Origin of the sequence: Rhodococcus sp. BP-349 (assembly GCF_019835845.1) — a bacterium.
In the GTDB taxonomy this organism is placed as follows: Bacteria; Actinomycetota; Actinomycetes; order Mycobacteriales; family Mycobacteriaceae; genus Rhodococcoides.
Genome location: NZ_JABUDR010000001.1, coordinates 1123983 through 1141722 on the forward strand (window position 1 = coordinate 1123983; position 17740 = coordinate 1141722).

The following is a 17740-nucleotide window of genomic DNA, read 5'->3' on the forward strand; positions in this document are numbered from 1 at the left end:
GATGGTCGAGGAATCCGCGCGCTCGCGTATCGAGCCGTTCCGCGTCATGGACGTGTTCGCGGCTGCGGCACGCCGCCAGGAGACCCACGGCGACGTCGTGTCCCTCGCGGCCGGACAGCCGTCCACGCGTGCGCCCGGGCCGGTCCTCGCTGCCATGCGCACGGCGCTCGACGACGACGTGATCGGCTACTCCGAGACGTTGGGTACCGCGCGGCTGAGGTCGACGATCGCCATGTATCTGTCCAGGCGATCGCAGGTCGTCGTCGAGGCCGAGGACGTCGTGGTGACCACCGGGTCGTCGGGTGCGTTCACGTTGCTGTTCCTCGCGGCGTTCGACGCCGGCGACACCGTGGTGATGGCGCGACCCGGGTATCCCGCGTATCGCAACACGTTGTCCGCCTTGGGGTGTCGCGTGATCGAGCTGGACTGCGGCGAGGACGTGCGCTTCCAGCCGACGGTCGCGATGCTCGATGCGCTCCCCGAACCTCCGAAGGGGCTGATCGTCGCCAGCCCGGCCAATCCGACCGGCACGATCATCGATCCCGGCGAGTTGGCCGCGCTCGCGCGATGGTGCGACGCGCACGGCACACTGCTGATCTCCGACGAGATCTACCACGGCATCTCCTACGGCGACGTCGAGTGCCGGAGCGCTCGGGAGTTCTCGGACGGTGCCGTCTCGATCGGGTCGGTCTCGAAGTACTTCTCCATGACCGGCTGGCGTCTCGGTTGGATGGTGCTCCCGCGTTCGCTGACGCGGGCGGTCCAGCGGCTGGCCTCGAACATGACGGTGTGTCCACCGACCGTCTCACAGCTCGCCGCGATCGCCGCCTTCACGGACGAGTCCCTCGCCGAGTTGGACGGCCACGTGCGGCGGTACGCCCGCAACCGCGAGGAACTGCTCGGCGGTCTCCGTGATGCCGGCATCACCCGGCTCGCGCCCGCGGACGGCGCCTTCTACGCGTACGCCGACATCGGGCACCTGACGGACGACTCGTTCCGATGGTGCGCCGACGTCCTGAACGAGACCGGCGTGGCCGTCGTCCCGGGTGCGGACTTCGACACGGTGCACGGTCACCACACGGTGCGCTTCTCCTTCGCCGGTGCGACCGAGGACATCACCGAGGCGCTGCGTCGGCTCGCCCCGCGACTGCGGTAGTGGGCTGCGCCCCGTGCGCCTTCTGCGCATCCAGGGATACGCAAAAGGCGCACGGGGGAGAAGCGCCGGTGGCAGCATGTGTACGCATGTCGACCGGCTCCGCTCCCCGCTCGACGCCCAAGGGTCGGCGTCGACGCGAGGCCCTCATCTCGGCCGCAGCGGACCTGCTGCTGGCCGGAGGATACGACGCCGTGCGGCACCGGAGCGTCGCGGCGAGGGCCAGGCTTCCCCTGGCATCGACGACCTACTACTTCGACTCTCTCGACGACCTCGTCACGCATGCGGCGGAGCTGAACGGGGTCCGCGAGATCGCGATGATCCGCGACCGCATGACGGCGTTCGCGCCGGCCGCACTGGACGCCGCGGACACGGTGGACCTGGTCGTCGACCTGCTCGTCGGTCCGGACGACGGCGACGAGGTCCGACGCGAACTGATGGTCGCGCGCTACGAACGGGTGCTGGCCGCGGCGCGGCATCCGCAGCTGCAGGAACTGCACTGCCGGCTGCGGGGCGAGCTGGAGGACATGCTGTCCGACGTTCTGTCCGCCGCGGGTCGGCCCACCGACCGCGACCACGTCCGGCCGCTCCTGGCCCTCGTCGACGGCGTCGTGATGGGAGCGCTGGGGGAGAACGGGGCGGACCTGCGGTCACGGGTGCGCGAGGTCCTGCTGGATGTGGTGGACCGTCACGCGCCGCTGTCGCGGGAAGTCCGGAGGACGGTCGCGCAGTAGTGGGAAGTCCGGAGGACGGTCGCGCAGTAGTGGGAAGTCCGGAGGACGGTCGCGCAGTAGCGGGAAGTCCGGAGGACGGTCGCGCAGTAGCGGGAAGTCCGGAGGACGGTCGCGCAGTAGAGGGGCCGTAAACTGGCCGCTCGTGAGCCGTATCCCGAATGTCCTCGCCCACCGTTACGCCAGTCCCGACATGGCCCGCCTCTGGTCGCCCGAGCACAAGATCGTGCTCGAGCGTCAGTTGTGGATCGCCGTATTGCGTGCGCAGGCCGATCTCGGGGTCGACGTTCCGGCGGAGGCCATCGCGGACTACGAGCGCGTGGCCGACCGGGTCGATCTGGAGTCGATCGCGGATCGGGAGCGGGTCACTCGCCACGACGTGAAGGCGCGGATCGAGGAGTTCAACGCGCTCGCCGGTCACGAGCACGTGCACAAGGGGCTGACCAGTCGCGATCTGACGGAGAACGTCGAGCAACTGCAGATTCTGCGGTCGATGGAACACGTGTACGGCCACGGAGTGGCTGTCGCGGCGCGCTTGGGTGAGCGCGCGGCCGAGTACACCGAGCTGGTCATGGCCGGCCGCAGCCACAACGTCGCGGCGCAGGCGACGACGCTGGGCAAGCGGTTCGCGTCGGCCGCCGACGAGCTGATGGTGGCGCTGACCAGGCTCCGGGAACTGATCGACCGCTACCCGCTGCGCGGCATCAAGGGTCCGATGGGAACGGCGCAGGACATGCTCGATCTGCTCGGCGGCGATGCCGACAAACTCGAGACTCTCGAACGCGCGGTGGCGCAGCATCTCGGTTTCGCCCACGTCTTCACGAGCGTCGGCCAGGTCTACCCTCGTTCCCTCGACCACGACGTGGTGTCGGCACTGGTGCAGGTGGGTGCGGCGCAGTCCTCGTTCGCGCACACGGTGCGTCTGATGGCGGGGCACGAGTTGGTCACCGAGGGTTTCCAGCCGGGCCAGGTGGGCTCGTCGGCCATGCCGCACAAGATGAACACCCGGTCCTGCGAACGCGTCAACGGTCTGCAGGTGATCCTGCGCGGTTACGGATCGATGGCCGCGGAGCTGGCCGGTGCGCAGTGGAACGAGGGCGACGTCTTCTGTTCCGTCGTGCGCCGGGTCGCGCTGCCGGACGCTTTCTTCGCCATCGACGGCATGATGGAGACCTTCCTGACGGTGCTGGCGGAATTCGGCGCCTATCCGGCCGTGATCGCGCGTGAGCTCGATCGCTACCTCCCCTTCCTGGCGACGACGAAGGTGCTCATGGCCGCGGTGCGTGCGGGCGTGGGCCGCGAGAGCGCGCACGAGGCCATCAAGGAGCACGCGGTGGCCGTCGCTCTCGCGATGCGGGAGCAGGGCAGGGAGCCGGACCTCCTCGATCGACTCGCCGGCGACGACAGGTTGCCCCTCGACCGGGCGGCGCTCGACACGGCGCTGGCGGACCGTTCGGCCTTCATCGGCGCTGCCCACGCGCAGGTCGCCGCGGTCGTCGCCGCAGTGCAGAATCTGGTCGACGCGAACCCGGAAGCGGCTCGGTACACACCGGCACCCATCCTCTGACACTGTCTGATTCGCACACCGATGTGACATGTGACCACCGGGCGGTTCCGAGTGGAACTGTCGTGCCGGAGAACCTACGGTTCCACGTGTGAGCAATGTCGTGGTCATCGGAACGGGTTACCTTGGCGCCACGCACGCCGCGTGCATGGCCGAGATCGGACACGACGTCCTGGGGGTCGATGTCGACCCGAGCAAGTTGGCCAAGCTCGAGGCCGGCGAGGTTCCCTTCTGGGAGCCCGGTCTCGAGGAGGTGCTGCAGCGCAACATCGCGGCGGGCCGACTGCGTTTCACCGCGTCGTACGAGGACGCTGCATCCTTCGGTGACATCTTCTTCCTCGCGGTGGGCACGCCACAGAAGAAGGGCGAGTACGCCGCGGACGTGACGTACGTGAACGCGGTGGTGGAGAACCTCGCGCCGCTGATCACGGGCCCCGCTGTCATCTTCGGCAAGTCGACGGTCCCCGTGGGGACGGCGGAGCGGCTCGGCACCATGGCTCATGCTCTCTCGCCCGCCGGCGAGGACCTCGAGGTGGCGTGGAATCCGGAGTTCCTGCGCGAGGGTCACGCCGTGGAGGACACGCTCCACCCGGACCGCTTGGTGCTCGGGGTCGATCGGAACCGTCCCCGTCGGGCGGAGGAGGTCGCACGCGAGGTCTACGCGCCCTTGCTCGCCGAGGGAATTCCCTTCATCGTGACCGATCTGGCCACCGCCGAACTGGTCAAGACCTCGGCCAATGCATTTCTCGCGACCAAGATCTCGTTCATCAACGCCATCTCCGAGGTCTGTGACGCGGCGGGCGCCGACATCACCGTTCTGGCCGACGCGATCGGTCACGACGATCGGATCGGACGCAAGTTCCTCAATGCCGGAATCGGCTTCGGCGGCGGCTGTTTGCCCAAGGACATTCGCGCCTTCATGGCGCGCGCCGGTGAGCTGGGAGCCGATCAGGCACTGACCTTCCTGCGCGAGGTCGACAACATCAACATGCGTCGCCGCACGGGCATGGTCGACGTCGTCCGCGACACTGTCGGGACCCTCCTCGGTGCCCAGGTGGCGGTGCTCGGGGCCGCATTCAAACCCGACTCCGACGACGTCCGCGATTCACCGGCTCTCAATGTCGCTGGGCAACTGCAGCTCCAGGGTGCGGGTGTGACGGTGTACGACCCCAAGGCGAACGACAACTCGCGTGCGCTCTTCCCGACGCTCGGTTACGCGAGTTCGGCGCTCGAAGCGTGCGCGAAGGCCGACGTGGTGCTCGTGCTCACGGAATGGCGTGAGTTCCGGGAGCTGGTTCCGGCCGATCTGGAGAGCGTGGTGCGGGAACGTCGGATCATCGACGGCCGAAACTGCCTCGACGTGGATGTCTGGCGATCTGCGGGTTGGGTCTATCGGGGGCTGGGACGGCCGTGACGTCGGAGGTGTCGCGCCGGATGCTTCGGCCGGATCTCGGGTCCACCGTCCCGGGCCACGCGTGACGGCGAGGGCTGCGGGCCGGTCCTCGTGTCTTCGCCGGAGTCGACACTGGCTGGGTGCAGGCGTGGTGATCGTTCTCGGGTTGCTGGGGTGGCTCGCCTGGACTGCGCACGAGGCCTACGCCGGCTTGACCGAGGCGCGAGACGAGATCACGGCGACGATGTCCGCCGTCTCCTCCGGCGACCCGGTGTCTGCAACCGCAGGCGTCGATGCTGCCCGGAGCGCGACGACACGAGCCGTGGGAGCGACGGATTCGCTGATCTGGAAGGCAGCATCGGCGATGCCGGTGCTCGGTTCGCCCTTCGACGTGACGGCGTTCGTCGCGCACGTGGTCGAGGACGTCGTCACCGAAGTCCTGAGCCCCGCTGCGGCCGCCGGGATCGGGCTCGATCCGTCCGAACTGCGCGGGGACGACGGCACGATCGCGGTGGCGTTGCTCCGCGATGCCGAGCCGACGCTCGTGAGGATGTACGACGGTGCCGCACTGCTCGAGTCGCAGTCGATGTCGGTCGACACCACCACGTACGTGCCGCTGGTCACGGCCGCCGCTGATGCCGTCAAGCGTCAGCTCTCCGACCTCACGTCGCTCCTGCGCACCACGAGCACGGCTGCCCGAGTGGTACCCGACATGGTGGGGGAGACCACACCACGCAGCTACTTTGTCGCACTCCAGACCAATGCCGAGGCACGCGCGACCGGTGGCCTGATCGGTGGGTTCGCCGTGATCACCGCCGATCGCGGCAGACTGTCACTGGACGAACTGGCGACCAACAGTGAACTCGACGGCGACTACGCCCCCATGGATCTCGGGGCCGAGTTCACGACGAACTACGAGGGCAGATACCGAGCGACGTCCCACTGGCAGAACGCGAACGTCAGCCCGCACTTCCCTTACACGGGACAGATTCTGCGGTCGATCTGGGAACAGGAATCAGGGCAGCAGGTCGACGGTGTCGTCGCCACCGATCCGGTGGCTCTCTCGTACATCCTCGACGTGGTCGGGCCGATCACTCTCCCTGACGGCGAGCAGATCGACGCTCGGAACGTCGTCGAGGCCACCGAGTCGACCGCGTACGCGCGCTTCTCGGACGACAACGCTGCGCGCAAAGCGTATCTGCAGGACATCGCTGCTCGGACCTTCGCGCGCATGCAGAGCCCGGTCGTGTCGACGGCAGCGCTGGTGAGAGCCGTCGGTCGGGGTGTGAGCGAGGGGCACACGGCGCTCTGGAGCGCGGATCCGCTCGTGCAGAGCGAGCTGTCCGGAACGGCGATCGCTCACGAGGTGCCCGAGGACTCGGCGCCGTATGCCAACGTCGTCGTCAACAACGGTGCAGGCGGAAAGCTGGACTACTTCCTCGAACGCGACGTGGTCTACACGGCCGGATCGTGCTCGTCCCCGACTCGCGAGAGTCGGATCGACGTGACCCTCACCAACACTGCACCCGCACGCGACTACCCGGCCTACGTTTCCGGGCGCTTCACCGGCAGTACCTCGTTCGAAGGTCCACCGGGAACGAATCGGTCGCTGGTGGAGGTCTTCACCACCGCGGGCGCGCGTCTGAACCGAGCCACCGTCGACGGCGTACCGCTGCTGATGTTGTCGGGAACCGAACGCGGTCATCCCGTCTTCTATGCGCCGATCGTCTCGGAACCGGGGCAGAGCCGGACCGTGGTTCTCGAACTCGTCGAACCCACCGCCGGGGGACAGGCCAGAGTGCCGGTCCAGCCACAGGTACGTGACGCGTCCGTCGTGGTCGACGTGCCGGACTGCTCGCACTCCTGACGCCTAGCTCCGGACGCCGCCTGTCGTGACGTCGGGACGCGCTGGTCACGTCTGTCTGTGACCGGCCCCATTGCACTCGGTCGCCAGGCATGGTTAGGCTCGCCTTACAGCTGCTCGATACCCGAGCACGACGCAGGCGAGGAGGTCCGATGTCGACAGCGTTCGAACTCGACGCGGTAACGCTCGATGCGGAACCGGGCTTCTACCCGGCGTCGGTGCTGTCCGCGACCGCGATCTCGCCCAGCATGGTGCGCATCGTTCTCGGTGGCCCGTGGGTGCAACGGTACGTCGGCGTCGAGGCACCGGACGAGTGCGTCACCGTGTATTTCCCGGCCGCCGTCGACGACGTCCTTCCGCCGATGACCTGCTGCAAGGGCGTGTGGGGTTACCACGACGCGGCGACACGACCGGAGTGCCGCAACTACACCGTCCGCACGCGCGACGACGACACCCTGACCATCGATTTCGTCCTGCACGAGAGCGGAGTCGCGTCGAACTGGGCGCGGCTGGCGCGCCCGGGGCACAGCGTCGTCCTCTCGCGACCCCGTTCCTGGTACCGCTGCCCCGAGGACGCCGCGTGGCAGTTGCTCGTGGCGGACCAGACGGGGCTGCCGGCCATCGCCCGAGCACTCGAGCAGGCTCCGGCAGGGCTGCGCACGCACGTCGTGCTCGAGGTCCTCGATCCCGCCGACGTCCAGTCCTTCGACACGGCGGCGGACGTCACCGTCGACTGGCGCGTGGGTACCGGCAACGGTGTGATGCCGAGTGTTCTCCCCGATGCGGTTGCCTCGTACGAGCGTCCCGCAGGCACCGGATACGTGTGGTTCGCCGGTGAGGCGGGCGCGTCCCGCGCGGTGCGCTCCCACGTGCGCAAGCAGTGGGGCATGAGCACCCGTCAGTGCTCGGTCATCGGATACTGGCGCGAGCGCGCCGAGGAGTGGTTGGCCTCCTACAAGCGGTACGAGGCGATGGCGCTCGCGGGTTACAAGCGCGCGCTACGTGAGGGCAAGTCGGAAGCGCAGGCGCAGGAGGAGTTCGAGGCACTCCTCGAGCGCGTCGGCCTCTAGCTTCCCGGGGTCTCAGCTCTTCTCGGGATCGGCGATACGGCCACCGGGCATCGCGAGCGCGGCGATCAGCAGCAGGACCGCGCCGCCGATCACCGTGTAGAACACGATGTGCAGACCGTCGCCGAGCTCGGCCGGCGAGGCGTCGTCCCCGACGGTGGCATTGACGATGGCCCCGCACACCGCGATGCCGACGGCACTGCCGAGGTTGCGCGCGAACGTATTGGTGGAGGTGACCACGCCGCGTTCGGACCAGTCGACACTCGATTGCGCCGCGATGAGCGCGGGGCCCGCGATCAGCCCCATCCCGGCTCCGATCACGAGGCACCCGGCGCAGATCTCCCACACCGACGACGTCGCGGTCCACCCCAGTGTGAGCAGGGAACCGGCCGTGACGATCGACCCACCGATGACAGCGGTGCGACGGAACCCGATGCGCAGATACACCCGCCCCGACTGTGAGGACATCAGCGGCCACGACAGCAGGAGCGGTGCGAGGGTGAAGCCGCCTGCCAGTGCGCTGAGCCCCAGCACGCCCTGGACGAACGTCGGGACGTACGTGGTGAGCGTGAGCACGACGGCGCCGATGACGGCGCCCACGGCGCTCGTGGCGACCAGGACTCGGCGGGTCAGCACCCACAGTGGCAGCACCGGGGACGCGACGCGTCTCTCGACCAGAACGAAGGCGGCGAGCCCGGCCACTCCGACGGCGAACACGGCGACACTCGCTCCGGATGTCCACGCCCACGACTGACCGCCCTCGAGCAGTCCGAGGATGAGGGCGCCCGCGCCGACGGTGAGCAGGGCGGCGCCGACGTAGTCGACGCTCTGCCGCGTCGACGGTCTCGCCGTCTCGTCGAACTTGCGGATCAGCATCACCGCGGCGATCAGGCACAGCGGGATGTTGACGAAGAAGATCCAGCGCCACGAGAGGAACTCGGAGAAGATGCCACCGAGACTCGGCCCCACGATGGACGACATGGCCCACACGCTCGCCAGATAGCCCTGCGCCTTCGCGCGCTCGCGCACGGTGTAGATGTCGCCGGCGATCGTCTGCACCATCGGCTGGATCGCGCCGGCGCCGATGCCCTGGATCGCTCGGGCGACGATGAGGGCGGGCATGCTCCACGCGATCCCGCACAGCACCGAGCCGATCGCGAAGACGGCGATGCCGAACAGGACGAGGCGTTTGCGACCGAAGAGATCCGCCAGCTTGCCGTACACCGGCACGGTCACGGCCTGGGCGAGCAGATAGATCGAGAAGAGCCACGGGAACTGGGAGAAGCCGCCCAGATCGTCGACGATGGTGAGGACGGACGTGGCGATGATCGTCGAGTCGAGCGCGACGAGCGAGTTGCAGAGCATCAGTGCCGCCAGGATCGGGCCCCGTTCGGACCGGAATCCGACCTGCACCCTGTCCGTCGTCGTCACCCGGCCACACTCCTTCGTTCGCCTCGGTACCGAGGGTCCCTCCGAACACTGCCAGACACCGCCACCACCGCGATGCGCGGCACGACTACGCTCGATCGTCGTGCGCCCCTCTCTCTCGCAGTACCCCCATCTGGCGGCCGGCAAGGTCCGCGACCTGTATCGCATCGACGACGACCATCTGCTCCTGGTGGCGAGCGACCGCATCTCCGCGTACGACCACGTGCTGTCGACGCCCATTCCGGACAAGGGTCGTGTGCTCACCGCGATGAGCGTGTACTTCTTCGGCGTCCTCGGCGTCCGCGATCACCTCGCCGGAGACGCGGAGGATCCGCGGATTCCGCAGGAGGTGCTCGGCCGGGCGCTCGTGGTGCGCGCGCTGCGCATGGCGCCGGTCGAGTGTGTCGCCCGTGGCTATCTGACCGGCTCGGGGCTGCTCGACTATCGGGAGACCGGCTCGGTGTGCGGCGTTCCGCTCCCGGACGGCCTCACCGAGGCGAGCAAGCTCCCGGAGCCGATCTTCACCCCCGCCAGCAAGGCGGCGATCGGCGACCACGACGAGAACATCGACTTCGATTCCGTGGTCGTCCTGGTCGGAGCCGACACGGCGGACAAGCTGCGCTCGGCCACGCTCGACATCTACGCGCGCGCCGCGGAGTTCGCCGCCGGACGCGGAATCATTCTCGCCGACACCAAGTTCGAGTTCGGTGTCGACGACGACGGCGAGGTGGTCCTCGCCGACGAGGTGCTGACTCCCGACTCGTCCCGGTACTGGCCGCTCGACGGCTACACCGAGGGGCAGGCGCAGCCGAGTTTCGACAAGCAGTTCGTCCGGGACTGGCTGATCGGTGAGTCCGGATGGGACCGCCACGGTGACGCACCGCCCCCGCCGCTGCCCGACGACATCGCCGACCGCACCCGGTCGCGTTACGTCGAGGCGTACGAACGACTCTCGGGTCTCTCCTTCGACGATTGGGTACGACCGTGACCGACATGCAGACGCACGACGCACAGCACGCGACGCCGCCGATCGCGAAGACGGTGCCGCACATCCGTACCCACCACGGTGACGAGGTCGTCGACCCGTACGAGTGGTTGCGGGAGAAGTCGGACCCCGAGGTCGTCGCGTACCTCGAGGCGGAGAACGCCTACACCGAGGCACAGACGGCCCACCTGGAGCCGCTGCGCACGGAGATCTTCGACGAGATCAAGTCGCGCACACAGGAGACCGATCTGTCGGTGCCCACGCGCCGCGGACTCTGGTGGTACTACGGGCGCACGCTCGAGGGCAAGAGTTACGGCATGCAGTGCCGCTGCCCGGTCGCCTCGGTGGACGACTGGACGCCGCCCGCGCTCGAACCGGGTGTCGAGGTCCCCGGCGAGGAGATCGTCCTCGACGCCAACGTGCTGGCAGAAGGACACGATTTCTTCTCGCTCGGTGCATTCTCCCTGAGCGACGACGGACATCTGCTCGCGTACTCCGTCGACACGGCCGGCGACGAGCGGTACACGTTGCGCATCAAGGATCTTCGTACCGGGGAGCTGTTCCCGGACGAGATCGAGCAGACCGCTCCCGGAGCGACCTGGTCCGCCGATCAGCAGTACCTCTTCTATCAGACCGTGGACGACTCTTGGCGTCCCGACAAGGTGTGGCGACACCGGATCGGGTCGCCCACGACCGAGGACGTGGTGGTCTTCCACGAACCGGACGAGTCCTACTGGGTCAGTTTCGGATCCACGCGCAGCGAGAAGTACCTCATGATCTGGGTGGGGTCGAAGGTCACCACCGAGGGCTGGTACCTCGACGCGCAGGATCCGACGGGCGAGTTCCACGTGATCCTGCCGCGTAGGGACGGCGTCGAGTACAGCGCGGAGCACGCCGTGGTCGCCGGCCGCGACCGGTTCCTGATCCTGCACAACGACGTCGTCGACGGCGTGAAGGCGGAGAACTTCGTCCTGGCCGACGCGCCGGTGCAGGACCCGTCGGACATGACGATTCTCCTCGAGCACGCCGACGACGTGCGGCTCGAGGACGTCGACGCGTTCGCGCACCACCTGGTCCTGTCGTACCGCCGGGAAGCCGTGCCGCGCATGGCCTTGTGGCCACTGCTCGACAGCGGCTACGGCGAGCGTCACGAGCTCGAGTTCGACGAGGAACTGTTCTCGGTGGGTCTCGGCTCGAATCCGGAGTGGGACGCACCGTTGCTGCGTTTCGGCTACACCTCGTTCATCACGCCCTCGCGCGTCTACGACTACGACCTGGCGTCCGGCGAGCGCATCCTGCGCAAGTCGCAGCCGGTGCTCGGCGACTTCGACCCGGCGCGGTACACCCAGACCAGGGAGTGGGCGACGGCGGAGGACGGCACGCGGGTGCCGCTCTCGGTGATCAAGCGCGTCGACGTCGAGATGTCCGAGGGCGGCGCGCCGACGCTGCTGTACGGGTACGGCTCGTACGAGGCGAGCATGGACCCGGGCTTCTCGGTGTCGAGACTGTCCCTGCTCGATCGGGGCATCGTGTTCGTCATCGCGCACGTGCGCGGCGGCGGGGAGATGGGTCGCCTCTGGTACGAGGACGGCAAGATGCTGCACAAGAAGAACACGTTCACCGACTTCGTCTCGTGCGCACGGCATCTGATCGACACCGGGGTGACGTCTCCCGATCGTCTGGTGGCCGACGGCGGCAGCGCGGGCGGCCTCCTCATGGGAGCGGTGGCCAACCTCGCACCCGAACTGTTCGCGGGCATCCTCGCCAACGTGCCGTTCGTGGATCCGCTCACGTCCATTCTCGACCCGTCGCTGCCGCTCACGGTGATCGAGTGGGATGAGTGGGGAAACCCGTTGGAGGACAAGGACGTCTACGACTACATGAAGTCGTACAGCCCGTACGAGAACGTGGCGGAGAAGGACTACCCGGCCGTCCTGGCCATCACCTCGATCAACGACACGCGCGTGCTCTACGTCGAACCCGCGAAGTGGATCGCCGCTCTGCGGGTGAAGAACACCGGCAGCGAGCCGATTCTGCTGAAGACCGAGATGAGTGCCGGGCACGGCGGGGTCAGCGGGCGATACGAGAAGTGGAAGGAGATCGCCTTCGAGTACGCGTGGGTGATCGAACGCACGGGTGCGATTGCCACGGGTGGCCGCGATACGGCAAGCTGACGGCGTTCGCCGGGGGGTGGACTGCAGCGAATGACGGTCGGGGGCCGCAGTGAGTGAACGTCGTGATGTCGAGTTCGTGTCCGGGGACGCCACCTGCGCGGCGTGGCTCTACCGTCCGGACACACCGAGCGAGCGGCAACCGATCATCGTCCTGGCGCACGGTCTCGGCGGAGTCCGGGAGATGCGGCTCGACGCGTACGCCGAGCGGTTCACCGCTGCCGGCTACGCGTGCCTGGTGTTCGACTACCGCCATTTCGGCGCCAGCGGCGGCGAGCCACGTCAACTTCTCGACATCGGGCGCCAGCTCGAGGACTGGGCGGCGGCCATCGCGCACGCCCGCACCGTCGACGGTGTCGACCCCACTCGAGTGGTGGTGTGGGGATCCTCTTTCGGTGGGGGCCATGTTCTCGAGGCCGCGGCACGGGACGGCCGGGTCGCCGCGGTGATTTCTCAGTGCCCGTTCACCGACGGGCTCGCGTCCGCTCTGGCCACACCGTTCACCACCACGCTCAGGATCACCCCGCTCGCCGTCCGGGACATCGTGGGATCGCTCCGTGGCAAGCCCCCCGTGATGGTGCCGCTCGCCGCGGAGCACCGTGGTGTCGCGCTGATGGCGAGCACGGACGCTCTCGACGGGTACCTCGGTCTGCAGCCGCCCGGCTCCGCCTTCTCCAACGAGGTGGCGGCCCGGTTCGCGCTCGCGATCACCCGGTACTTCCCCGGCCGCGCCGCGAAGAAGATCACCGCGCCGGTGCTGTTCTGCGTGTGCGATCCGGACACCGTCGCACCGACGAAGGCGACACTGCGTCATGCCGCGAAGGCGCCCCGCGGACAGATCGAGGTGTACCCGTACGGGCACTTCGAGATCTATGTCGGCGACCCGTTCGAGCGTGTCGTGGCCGACCAGATCGCGTTCCTCCAACGCGCCGTCCCGCTGGGCTGAGTCACCGCCAGCGATACCGCACCTGGGGCCGTCCGGCCCTGCCGTACTCGGTGTGCCGCTCGACGAGCCCGTCGTCGGCGAGCCGTTCCAGATAGCGCCATGCCGTCACACGGGAGACGCCGACGGCCTTGGCTGCCTCGGAGGCCCCGAGTCCCTCCGGCTGAGCCCGCACACTGTTCGAGATCTCGGTCAGTGTCGCCGGAGCGATGCCCTTGGGGGAGGCGGCGCGCTCGTCGGCGGTGCGCAGAGACGCCATGGCGCGGTCGATGTCGCGCTGACTCACCGCGGACTCACCGTCGCGCAGGGCACTGCGGAACTCGCCGTACCGTTCCAGCTTGTCGCGGAAGGCCGCGAAGGTGAAGGGCTTGAGCAGGTACAGCACCACCCCGTGCGCGACGGCGTTGCGCACGACGGCGAGGTCGCGCTCGGAGGTGATGGCGATGACGTCGGGTCCGGGGCGCAGTCCGCCGAGTGCGGCGGCGACGTCGATGCCGTTGGCGTCCGGCAGCCCGATGTCGAGCAGGACCAGATCGAACGGCGACCCGTCGGCGATGGCCTTGGACGCCGCGCGCATCGCGCCCGACGCGGTGTGCACCATCGCGCCCACGGTGAAGCCGGGGACACGGCCGACGTAGCTCGAATGGGCCTCCGCGATCAGGGGTTCGTCCTCGACGATCAGCACGCGGATGGTGGTGCCGTGGGGTCCGGGTGCCTCACTCATGCGGGATGCTCGCGGTGACGACCGATCCGTAGGTCGTCTCCGACGTCAGGGTCCCGTGATGGCGTTCGACCACCTGGGTGACCAACGCGAGCCCGAGGCCTCGCGAGCCGGACTTGGTGGAGTAGCCGCGGGTCCGTGCCTTCGCAAGAGCCTCCGCGTCCATTCCCGGTCCACTGTCCGCCACCTGGATCACGAGGTCCGTCTCGCTCTCGCGCACGGTCACCTCCACCCACGGCTCGTCCGATTGCTTCGCTGCATCGATCGCATTGTCTATCAAATTTCCGGCGAGAGTGACCAATTCGCGTCGGTCGAAGGCCTCGGTGTCGGTGAGGGCGGTGTCCTCGGTGACCGTGAGCTCGACGCCCTGCTCGGCGGCCTGGCTCACCTTGCCCAGCAACAGTGCCGCGACCGCGGGTTCCTGCACCGTGCTCATGAGCCGATCGATGAGGTTCTGCGACAGCTCGAGTTCCTGGGTGGCGAACTCGACCGCCTGCTCGGTGCGGCCGAGCTCGACCATCGTGATGACGGTGTGGAGACGGTTCGCGGACTCGTGCGCCTGCGAGCGCAGCGACTCGGCGAAGGACGTCATCGAGTCGAGTTCGCCCAGGACACGCTGTAATTCGGTGTGATCGCGCAGCACGGTCACCGTGCCGAGTCGGCGCGACCCGTGCAGGACGGGGTCCTGGGTCACCACGAGGACACGCGTCGTGGTCAGGTGCATCTCGTCGCGAACGGCGGTGTCGCCCAGTCCGCGCAGGGATTCCGGGAGGCGCTCGCGCGTCACGGGCCCCTCGGGCAGATCGAGCAGCCGCCGCGCCTCGTCGTTGACCAGGTCGGCTTCCGAGCCTTCGCCCCACACCACGAGCCCCTCGCCGATGGAGTGCAGGACGGCGTCGTGGTGCTCGTACATACTGCGCAGCTCGTCGGGCGCGAGCCCGAGAGTCTGACGACTGAGCCGCCGGTTGAGCAGATACGACGCGACGAGGGCCACGCCGAGTGCCGCCGCGATGATGCCGAGGACGGCGGGGAGCCCGGCGACGAACTGACTGGAGATCTTCTGACGGGTGACCCCGGCGGAGACGAGCCCCACGACGCGGCCGTCGTCGAGGACCGGCGTGACGGCGCGGATCGACGGTCCCAGCGATCCGCGGTACGTCTCGGTGAACGTCTCGCCGGCGAGCGCACGGTCGATCGTGCCCGTGAACTGCCCGCCGATCAGCTCGGTGGTGGTGTGCGTGAAGCGCGTCCGGTCGGGCGACATGACGACGATGAAGTCCATCCCCGTCGCGATGCGCACGCGCTCGGTCACCGGTTGCAGAGCGGCCGTGGGATCCGCACTCGCGAGTGCTGTCACGGTGGACGGGGCCGTCGCGATCGAGACGGCGATGTCGACGACCTCCCGGCGGATGCTCTCGTCGCTGTCCCGGCGGGCGTCGACGAGGGCGAGAGCGCCGCCGAGCGTCACGAGGAGCACCACGACCGCGAGCTGGCCGACGAGGAGCTGCCGCGCCACGCTGCGACGTCGCCGGGTGTTCGTGCTGCTCACGGGGTTCCTCCGGGTTCGACGGTTCTGCTCACGACGTGCGCGTGACCGCTGTACACATGAACGAAATGAACTCATTGGTGACTCGGGTCACGCTCATGGACCACCATTCCATTCAGACAAGCGTGATCCACCTCACGCCACGATCGTAAGGACAACCATGACCGCCAGCATCGACGCCGAACCGTACGACGCGACCCCGCCGCCCAAGAAGAAGCGGGACAAGACCCACTGGCTCTACATCGCCGTCATCATCGCCGTGATCGGTGGTGTCATCGTCGGTCTCGTCGCACCCGAGGTCGGGTCGAGCCTCGGCGTGCTGGGCACCATGTTCGTCGATCTGATCAAGATGATGATCAGCCCGGTCATCTTCTGCACCATCGTGCTCGGCATCGGGTCGGTCAAGGCCGCGGCCAGCGTCGGCAAGGTCGGCGGCCTCGCCCTCGGCTACTTCATCACGATGTCCACCTTCGCCCTCGCCATCGGCATGGTGGTCGGCAACCTGATCCAGCCCGGAACCGGCCTGAACATCGAGCCGAACTCCGGCGCTGTCGGCAAGCTCGTCGAGACCGCGGAAGGTGCCGGCGGCACGCTCGACTTCATCCAGGGAATCATCCCGACGTCGCTGCTGTCGTCGCTCACCGAGGGCAGCGTGTTGCAGACCCTCTTCGTCGCACTGCTCGTCGGCTTCGGCCTGCAGGCCATGGGCAAGCAGGGTGAGGGCATCCTTCGCGGCATCGGCTCGATCCAGAAGCTCGTCTTCCGCATCCTGGCCGGCATCCTGTGGCTCGCCCCGATCGGCGCGTTCGGCGCCATCGCCAAGGTCGTCGGTGACACCGGCTTCGAGGCAGTGGTCCAGCTCGCCACCCTCATGCTCGCCTTCTACCTGACCTGCACCATCTTCGTCTTCGGCATCCTCGGCACGATCCTGCGCTTCGTCTCCGGTGTCTCGATCTTCAAGCTGGTCAAGTACCTGGCCCGTGAGTACCTGCTCATCGTCGCCACCTCGTCCTCCGAGTCGGCCCTGCCGCGCCTCATCGCCAAGATGGAGCACGTCGGAGTGCAGCGCACCACGGTCGGCGTCGTCGTCCCCACCGGTTACTCGTTCAACCTCGACGGCACCGCGATCTACCTGACGATGGCCTCGATCTTCATCGCCGACGCCATGGGCAACCCGCTCGGACTCGGCGAGCAGATCTCGCTGCTCGTCTTCATGATCATCGCCAGCAAGGGTGCGGCCGGCGTCTCCGGCGCCGGACTCGCCACGCTCGCCGGTGGTCTGCAGAGTCACCGCCCCGAGCTCCTCGACGGCATCGGCCTCATCGTCGGCATCGACCGGTTCATGTCCGAGGCTCGCGCCGTCACCAACTTCTCGGGTAACGCGGTCGCCACGATGCTGGTCGGCACCTGGACGAAGACCATCGACAACGAGCGCGTCAAGGACGTTCTCGGCGGCAAGCTTCCGTTCGACGAGACCACGATGGTGGACGACGGGCACGGCGAGGCCCGCGATCCGGAAGCCAAGCCCGACCTCGTGAAGAACTAGCTCCACACGCACGGATCGACCGCGGGCGCATCCTCCGACACCGGAGGGTGCGCCCGCTCTCGTGTTCACGGGTTACCGGCCGGTACTGTGAGCCCATGACAGAACTGCAGAACGTCGGCATCAGCACTCTCGGCGGCGCTCCCACCTCGCTCGAGGAGTACAGCGGCCGCGCGGTGCTCGTGGTCAACGTCGCCTCGAAGTGTGGCCTGACCCCGCAGTACACGACGCTCGAGAAGCTGGCCCGCGAGTACGCGGACCGCGGACTCTCGGTCGTCGGTGTTCCCTGCAACCAGTTCGGTGGCCAGGAGCCCGGCTCGGCCGAGGAGATCGAGACGTTCTGCTCCACGACGTACGACGTCACTTTCCCGCTGACGGAGAAGGTCGACGTCAACGGCGAGAACCGGCATCCGCTCTACGAGATCCTGACGCAGACCGCGGACTCCGAGGGCAACGCCGGGGACGTGCAGTGGAACTTCGAGAAGTTCCTCGTCTCGCCGGACGGTGAGGTCGTGGGGCGCTTCCGTCCTCGCACCGAACCCGACGCCCCCGAGGTGCTCGCGGCGATCGACAAGGTACTGCCCGTTCCGACTCTCTGACGTCGCCCGGCGTTCACGCGGGACGAGACCGT

The 17740-nt window shown here is 68.1% G+C and carries 14 protein-coding genes; 11 read left to right on the top strand and 3 right to left on the bottom strand.

Annotation, left to right across the window (positions count from 1 at the left end):
• The first annotated feature begins 1 nt into the window (after position 1).
• The 6 genes from HQ325_RS05365 (at position 2) to HQ325_RS05390 (ending at position 7775) form a co-directional block, all read left to right on the top strand.
• Positions 2 to 1156, top strand: a complete 1155-nt coding sequence (locus tag HQ325_RS05365; protein ID WP_222627066.1) for a pyridoxal phosphate-dependent aminotransferase — start codon at positions 2 to 4, stop codon at positions 1154 to 1156.
• 86 nt (positions 1157 to 1242) lie between these two features.
• Positions 1243 to 1887, top strand: coding sequence for a TetR/AcrR family transcriptional regulator (locus HQ325_RS05370; protein WP_222627074.1), 645 nt, complete (start codon positions 1243 to 1245; stop codon positions 1885 to 1887).
• Positions 1888 to 2029: 142 nt separating this feature from the next.
• A complete protein-coding gene (gene purB, locus HQ325_RS05375; RefSeq protein WP_222627076.1) occupies positions 2030 to 3451 on the top strand; it encodes an adenylosuccinate lyase in 1422 nt (473 codons plus the stop codon).
• Between the two features lie 88 nt (positions 3452 to 3539).
• Positions 3540 to 4862, top strand: a complete 1323-nt coding sequence (locus HQ325_RS05380) for a UDP-glucose/GDP-mannose dehydrogenase family protein (protein ID WP_222627078.1) — start codon at positions 3540 to 3542, stop codon at positions 4860 to 4862.
• Positions 4863 to 4989: 127 nt separating this feature from the next.
• Positions 4990 to 6708 carry a DUF4012 domain-containing protein gene (locus tag HQ325_RS05385; RefSeq protein ID WP_222627080.1) on the top strand — a complete coding sequence of 573 codons (1719 nt, stop codon included), beginning with the start codon at positions 4990 to 4992 and terminating at the stop codon, positions 6706 to 6708.
• A 149-nt stretch (positions 6709 to 6857) separates the two neighbouring features.
• Positions 6858 to 7775, top strand: coding sequence for a siderophore-interacting protein (locus tag HQ325_RS05390; RefSeq protein WP_222627082.1), 918 nt, complete (start codon positions 6858 to 6860; stop codon positions 7773 to 7775).
• A gap of 12 nt (positions 7776 to 7787) precedes the next feature.
• Here HQ325_RS05390 and HQ325_RS05395 read toward each other — a convergent pair whose 3' ends face one another.
• On the bottom strand, positions 7788 to 9203 hold the full coding sequence (locus HQ325_RS05395; RefSeq protein ID WP_308014261.1) for an MDR family MFS transporter: 1416 nt from the start codon (positions 9201 to 9203) through the stop codon (positions 7788 to 7790).
• A gap of 100 nt (positions 9204 to 9303) precedes the next feature.
• On the opposite strand from HQ325_RS05395, the gene HQ325_RS05400 reads away from it, so the two are divergent.
• From HQ325_RS05400 to HQ325_RS05410, 3 genes are read left to right on the top strand one after another with little or no spacing between them, the layout of a single operon-like run.
• Positions 9304 to 10188, top strand: a complete 885-nt coding sequence (locus HQ325_RS05400) for a phosphoribosylaminoimidazolesuccinocarboxamide synthase (protein ID WP_222627085.1) — start codon at positions 9304 to 9306, stop codon at positions 10186 to 10188.
• Positions 10189 to 10193: 5 nt separating this feature from the next.
• A complete protein-coding gene (locus HQ325_RS05405) occupies positions 10194 to 12359 on the top strand; it encodes a S9 family peptidase (RefSeq protein ID WP_222627087.1) in 2166 nt (721 codons plus the stop codon).
• Between the two features lie 49 nt (positions 12360 to 12408).
• Positions 12409 to 13302, top strand: a complete 894-nt coding sequence (locus HQ325_RS05410) for an alpha/beta hydrolase (protein ID WP_222627089.1) — start codon at positions 12409 to 12411, stop codon at positions 13300 to 13302.
• A gap of 1 nt (position 13303) precedes the next feature.
• Here the strand turns inward: HQ325_RS05410 and HQ325_RS05415 are convergent, their stop codons facing one another.
• Together HQ325_RS05415 and HQ325_RS05420 are read right to left on the bottom strand one after the other, a co-directional pair.
• Complete coding sequence (locus HQ325_RS05415; RefSeq protein WP_222627091.1) at positions 13304 to 14023, bottom strand: response regulator; 720 nt, start codon at positions 14021 to 14023, stop codon at positions 13304 to 13306.
• On the bottom strand, positions 14016 to 15569 hold the full coding sequence (locus HQ325_RS05420) for a sensor histidine kinase (protein ID WP_308014262.1): 1554 nt from the start codon (positions 15567 to 15569) through the stop codon (positions 14016 to 14018). The genes HQ325_RS05415 and HQ325_RS05420 overlap by 8 nt, the downstream gene beginning before the upstream one ends.
• Positions 15570 to 15726: 157 nt before the next feature.
• Between HQ325_RS05420 and HQ325_RS05425 the strand changes: the two genes are divergently transcribed.
• Together HQ325_RS05425 and HQ325_RS05430 are read left to right on the top strand one after the other, a co-directional pair.
• A complete protein-coding gene (locus HQ325_RS05425) occupies positions 15727 to 17112 on the top strand; it encodes a cation:dicarboxylate symporter family transporter (protein ID WP_222627095.1) in 1386 nt (461 codons plus the stop codon).
• A 95-nt stretch (positions 17113 to 17207) separates the two neighbouring features.
• Positions 17208 to 17708, top strand: a complete 501-nt coding sequence (locus tag HQ325_RS05430; RefSeq protein ID WP_204866175.1) for a glutathione peroxidase — start codon at positions 17208 to 17210, stop codon at positions 17706 to 17708.
• The last annotated feature ends 32 nt before the right edge of the window (positions 17709 to 17740 follow it).

What these genes read in the sequence shown, in the direction of transcription:
- HQ325_RS05390 (WP_222627082.1), top strand. Translation starts at nt 6,858, where the DNA reads ATGTCGACAGCGTTCGAACTCGACGCGGTAACGCTCGATGCGGAACCG.
- HQ325_RS05425 (WP_222627095.1), top strand. Translation starts at nt 15,727, where the DNA reads ATGACCGCCAGCATCGACGCCGAACCGTACGACGCGACCCCGCCGCCC.
- HQ325_RS05405 (WP_222627087.1), top strand. Translation starts at nt 10,194, where the DNA reads ATGCAGACGCACGACGCACAGCACGCGACGCCGCCGATCGCGAAGACG.
- HQ325_RS05370 (WP_222627074.1), top strand. Translation starts at nt 1,243, where the DNA reads ATGTCGACCGGCTCCGCTCCCCGCTCGACGCCCAAGGGTCGGCGTCGA.
- HQ325_RS05415 (WP_222627091.1), bottom strand. Translation starts at nt 14,023, where the DNA reads ATGAGTGAGGCACCCGGACCCCACGGCACCACCATCCGCGTGCTGATC.
- HQ325_RS05365 (WP_222627066.1), top strand. Translation starts at nt 2, where the DNA reads ATGGTCGAGGAATCCGCGCGCTCGCGTATCGAGCCGTTCCGCGTCATG.
- HQ325_RS05430 (WP_204866175.1), top strand. Translation starts at nt 17,208, where the DNA reads ATGACAGAACTGCAGAACGTCGGCATCAGCACTCTCGGCGGCGCTCCC.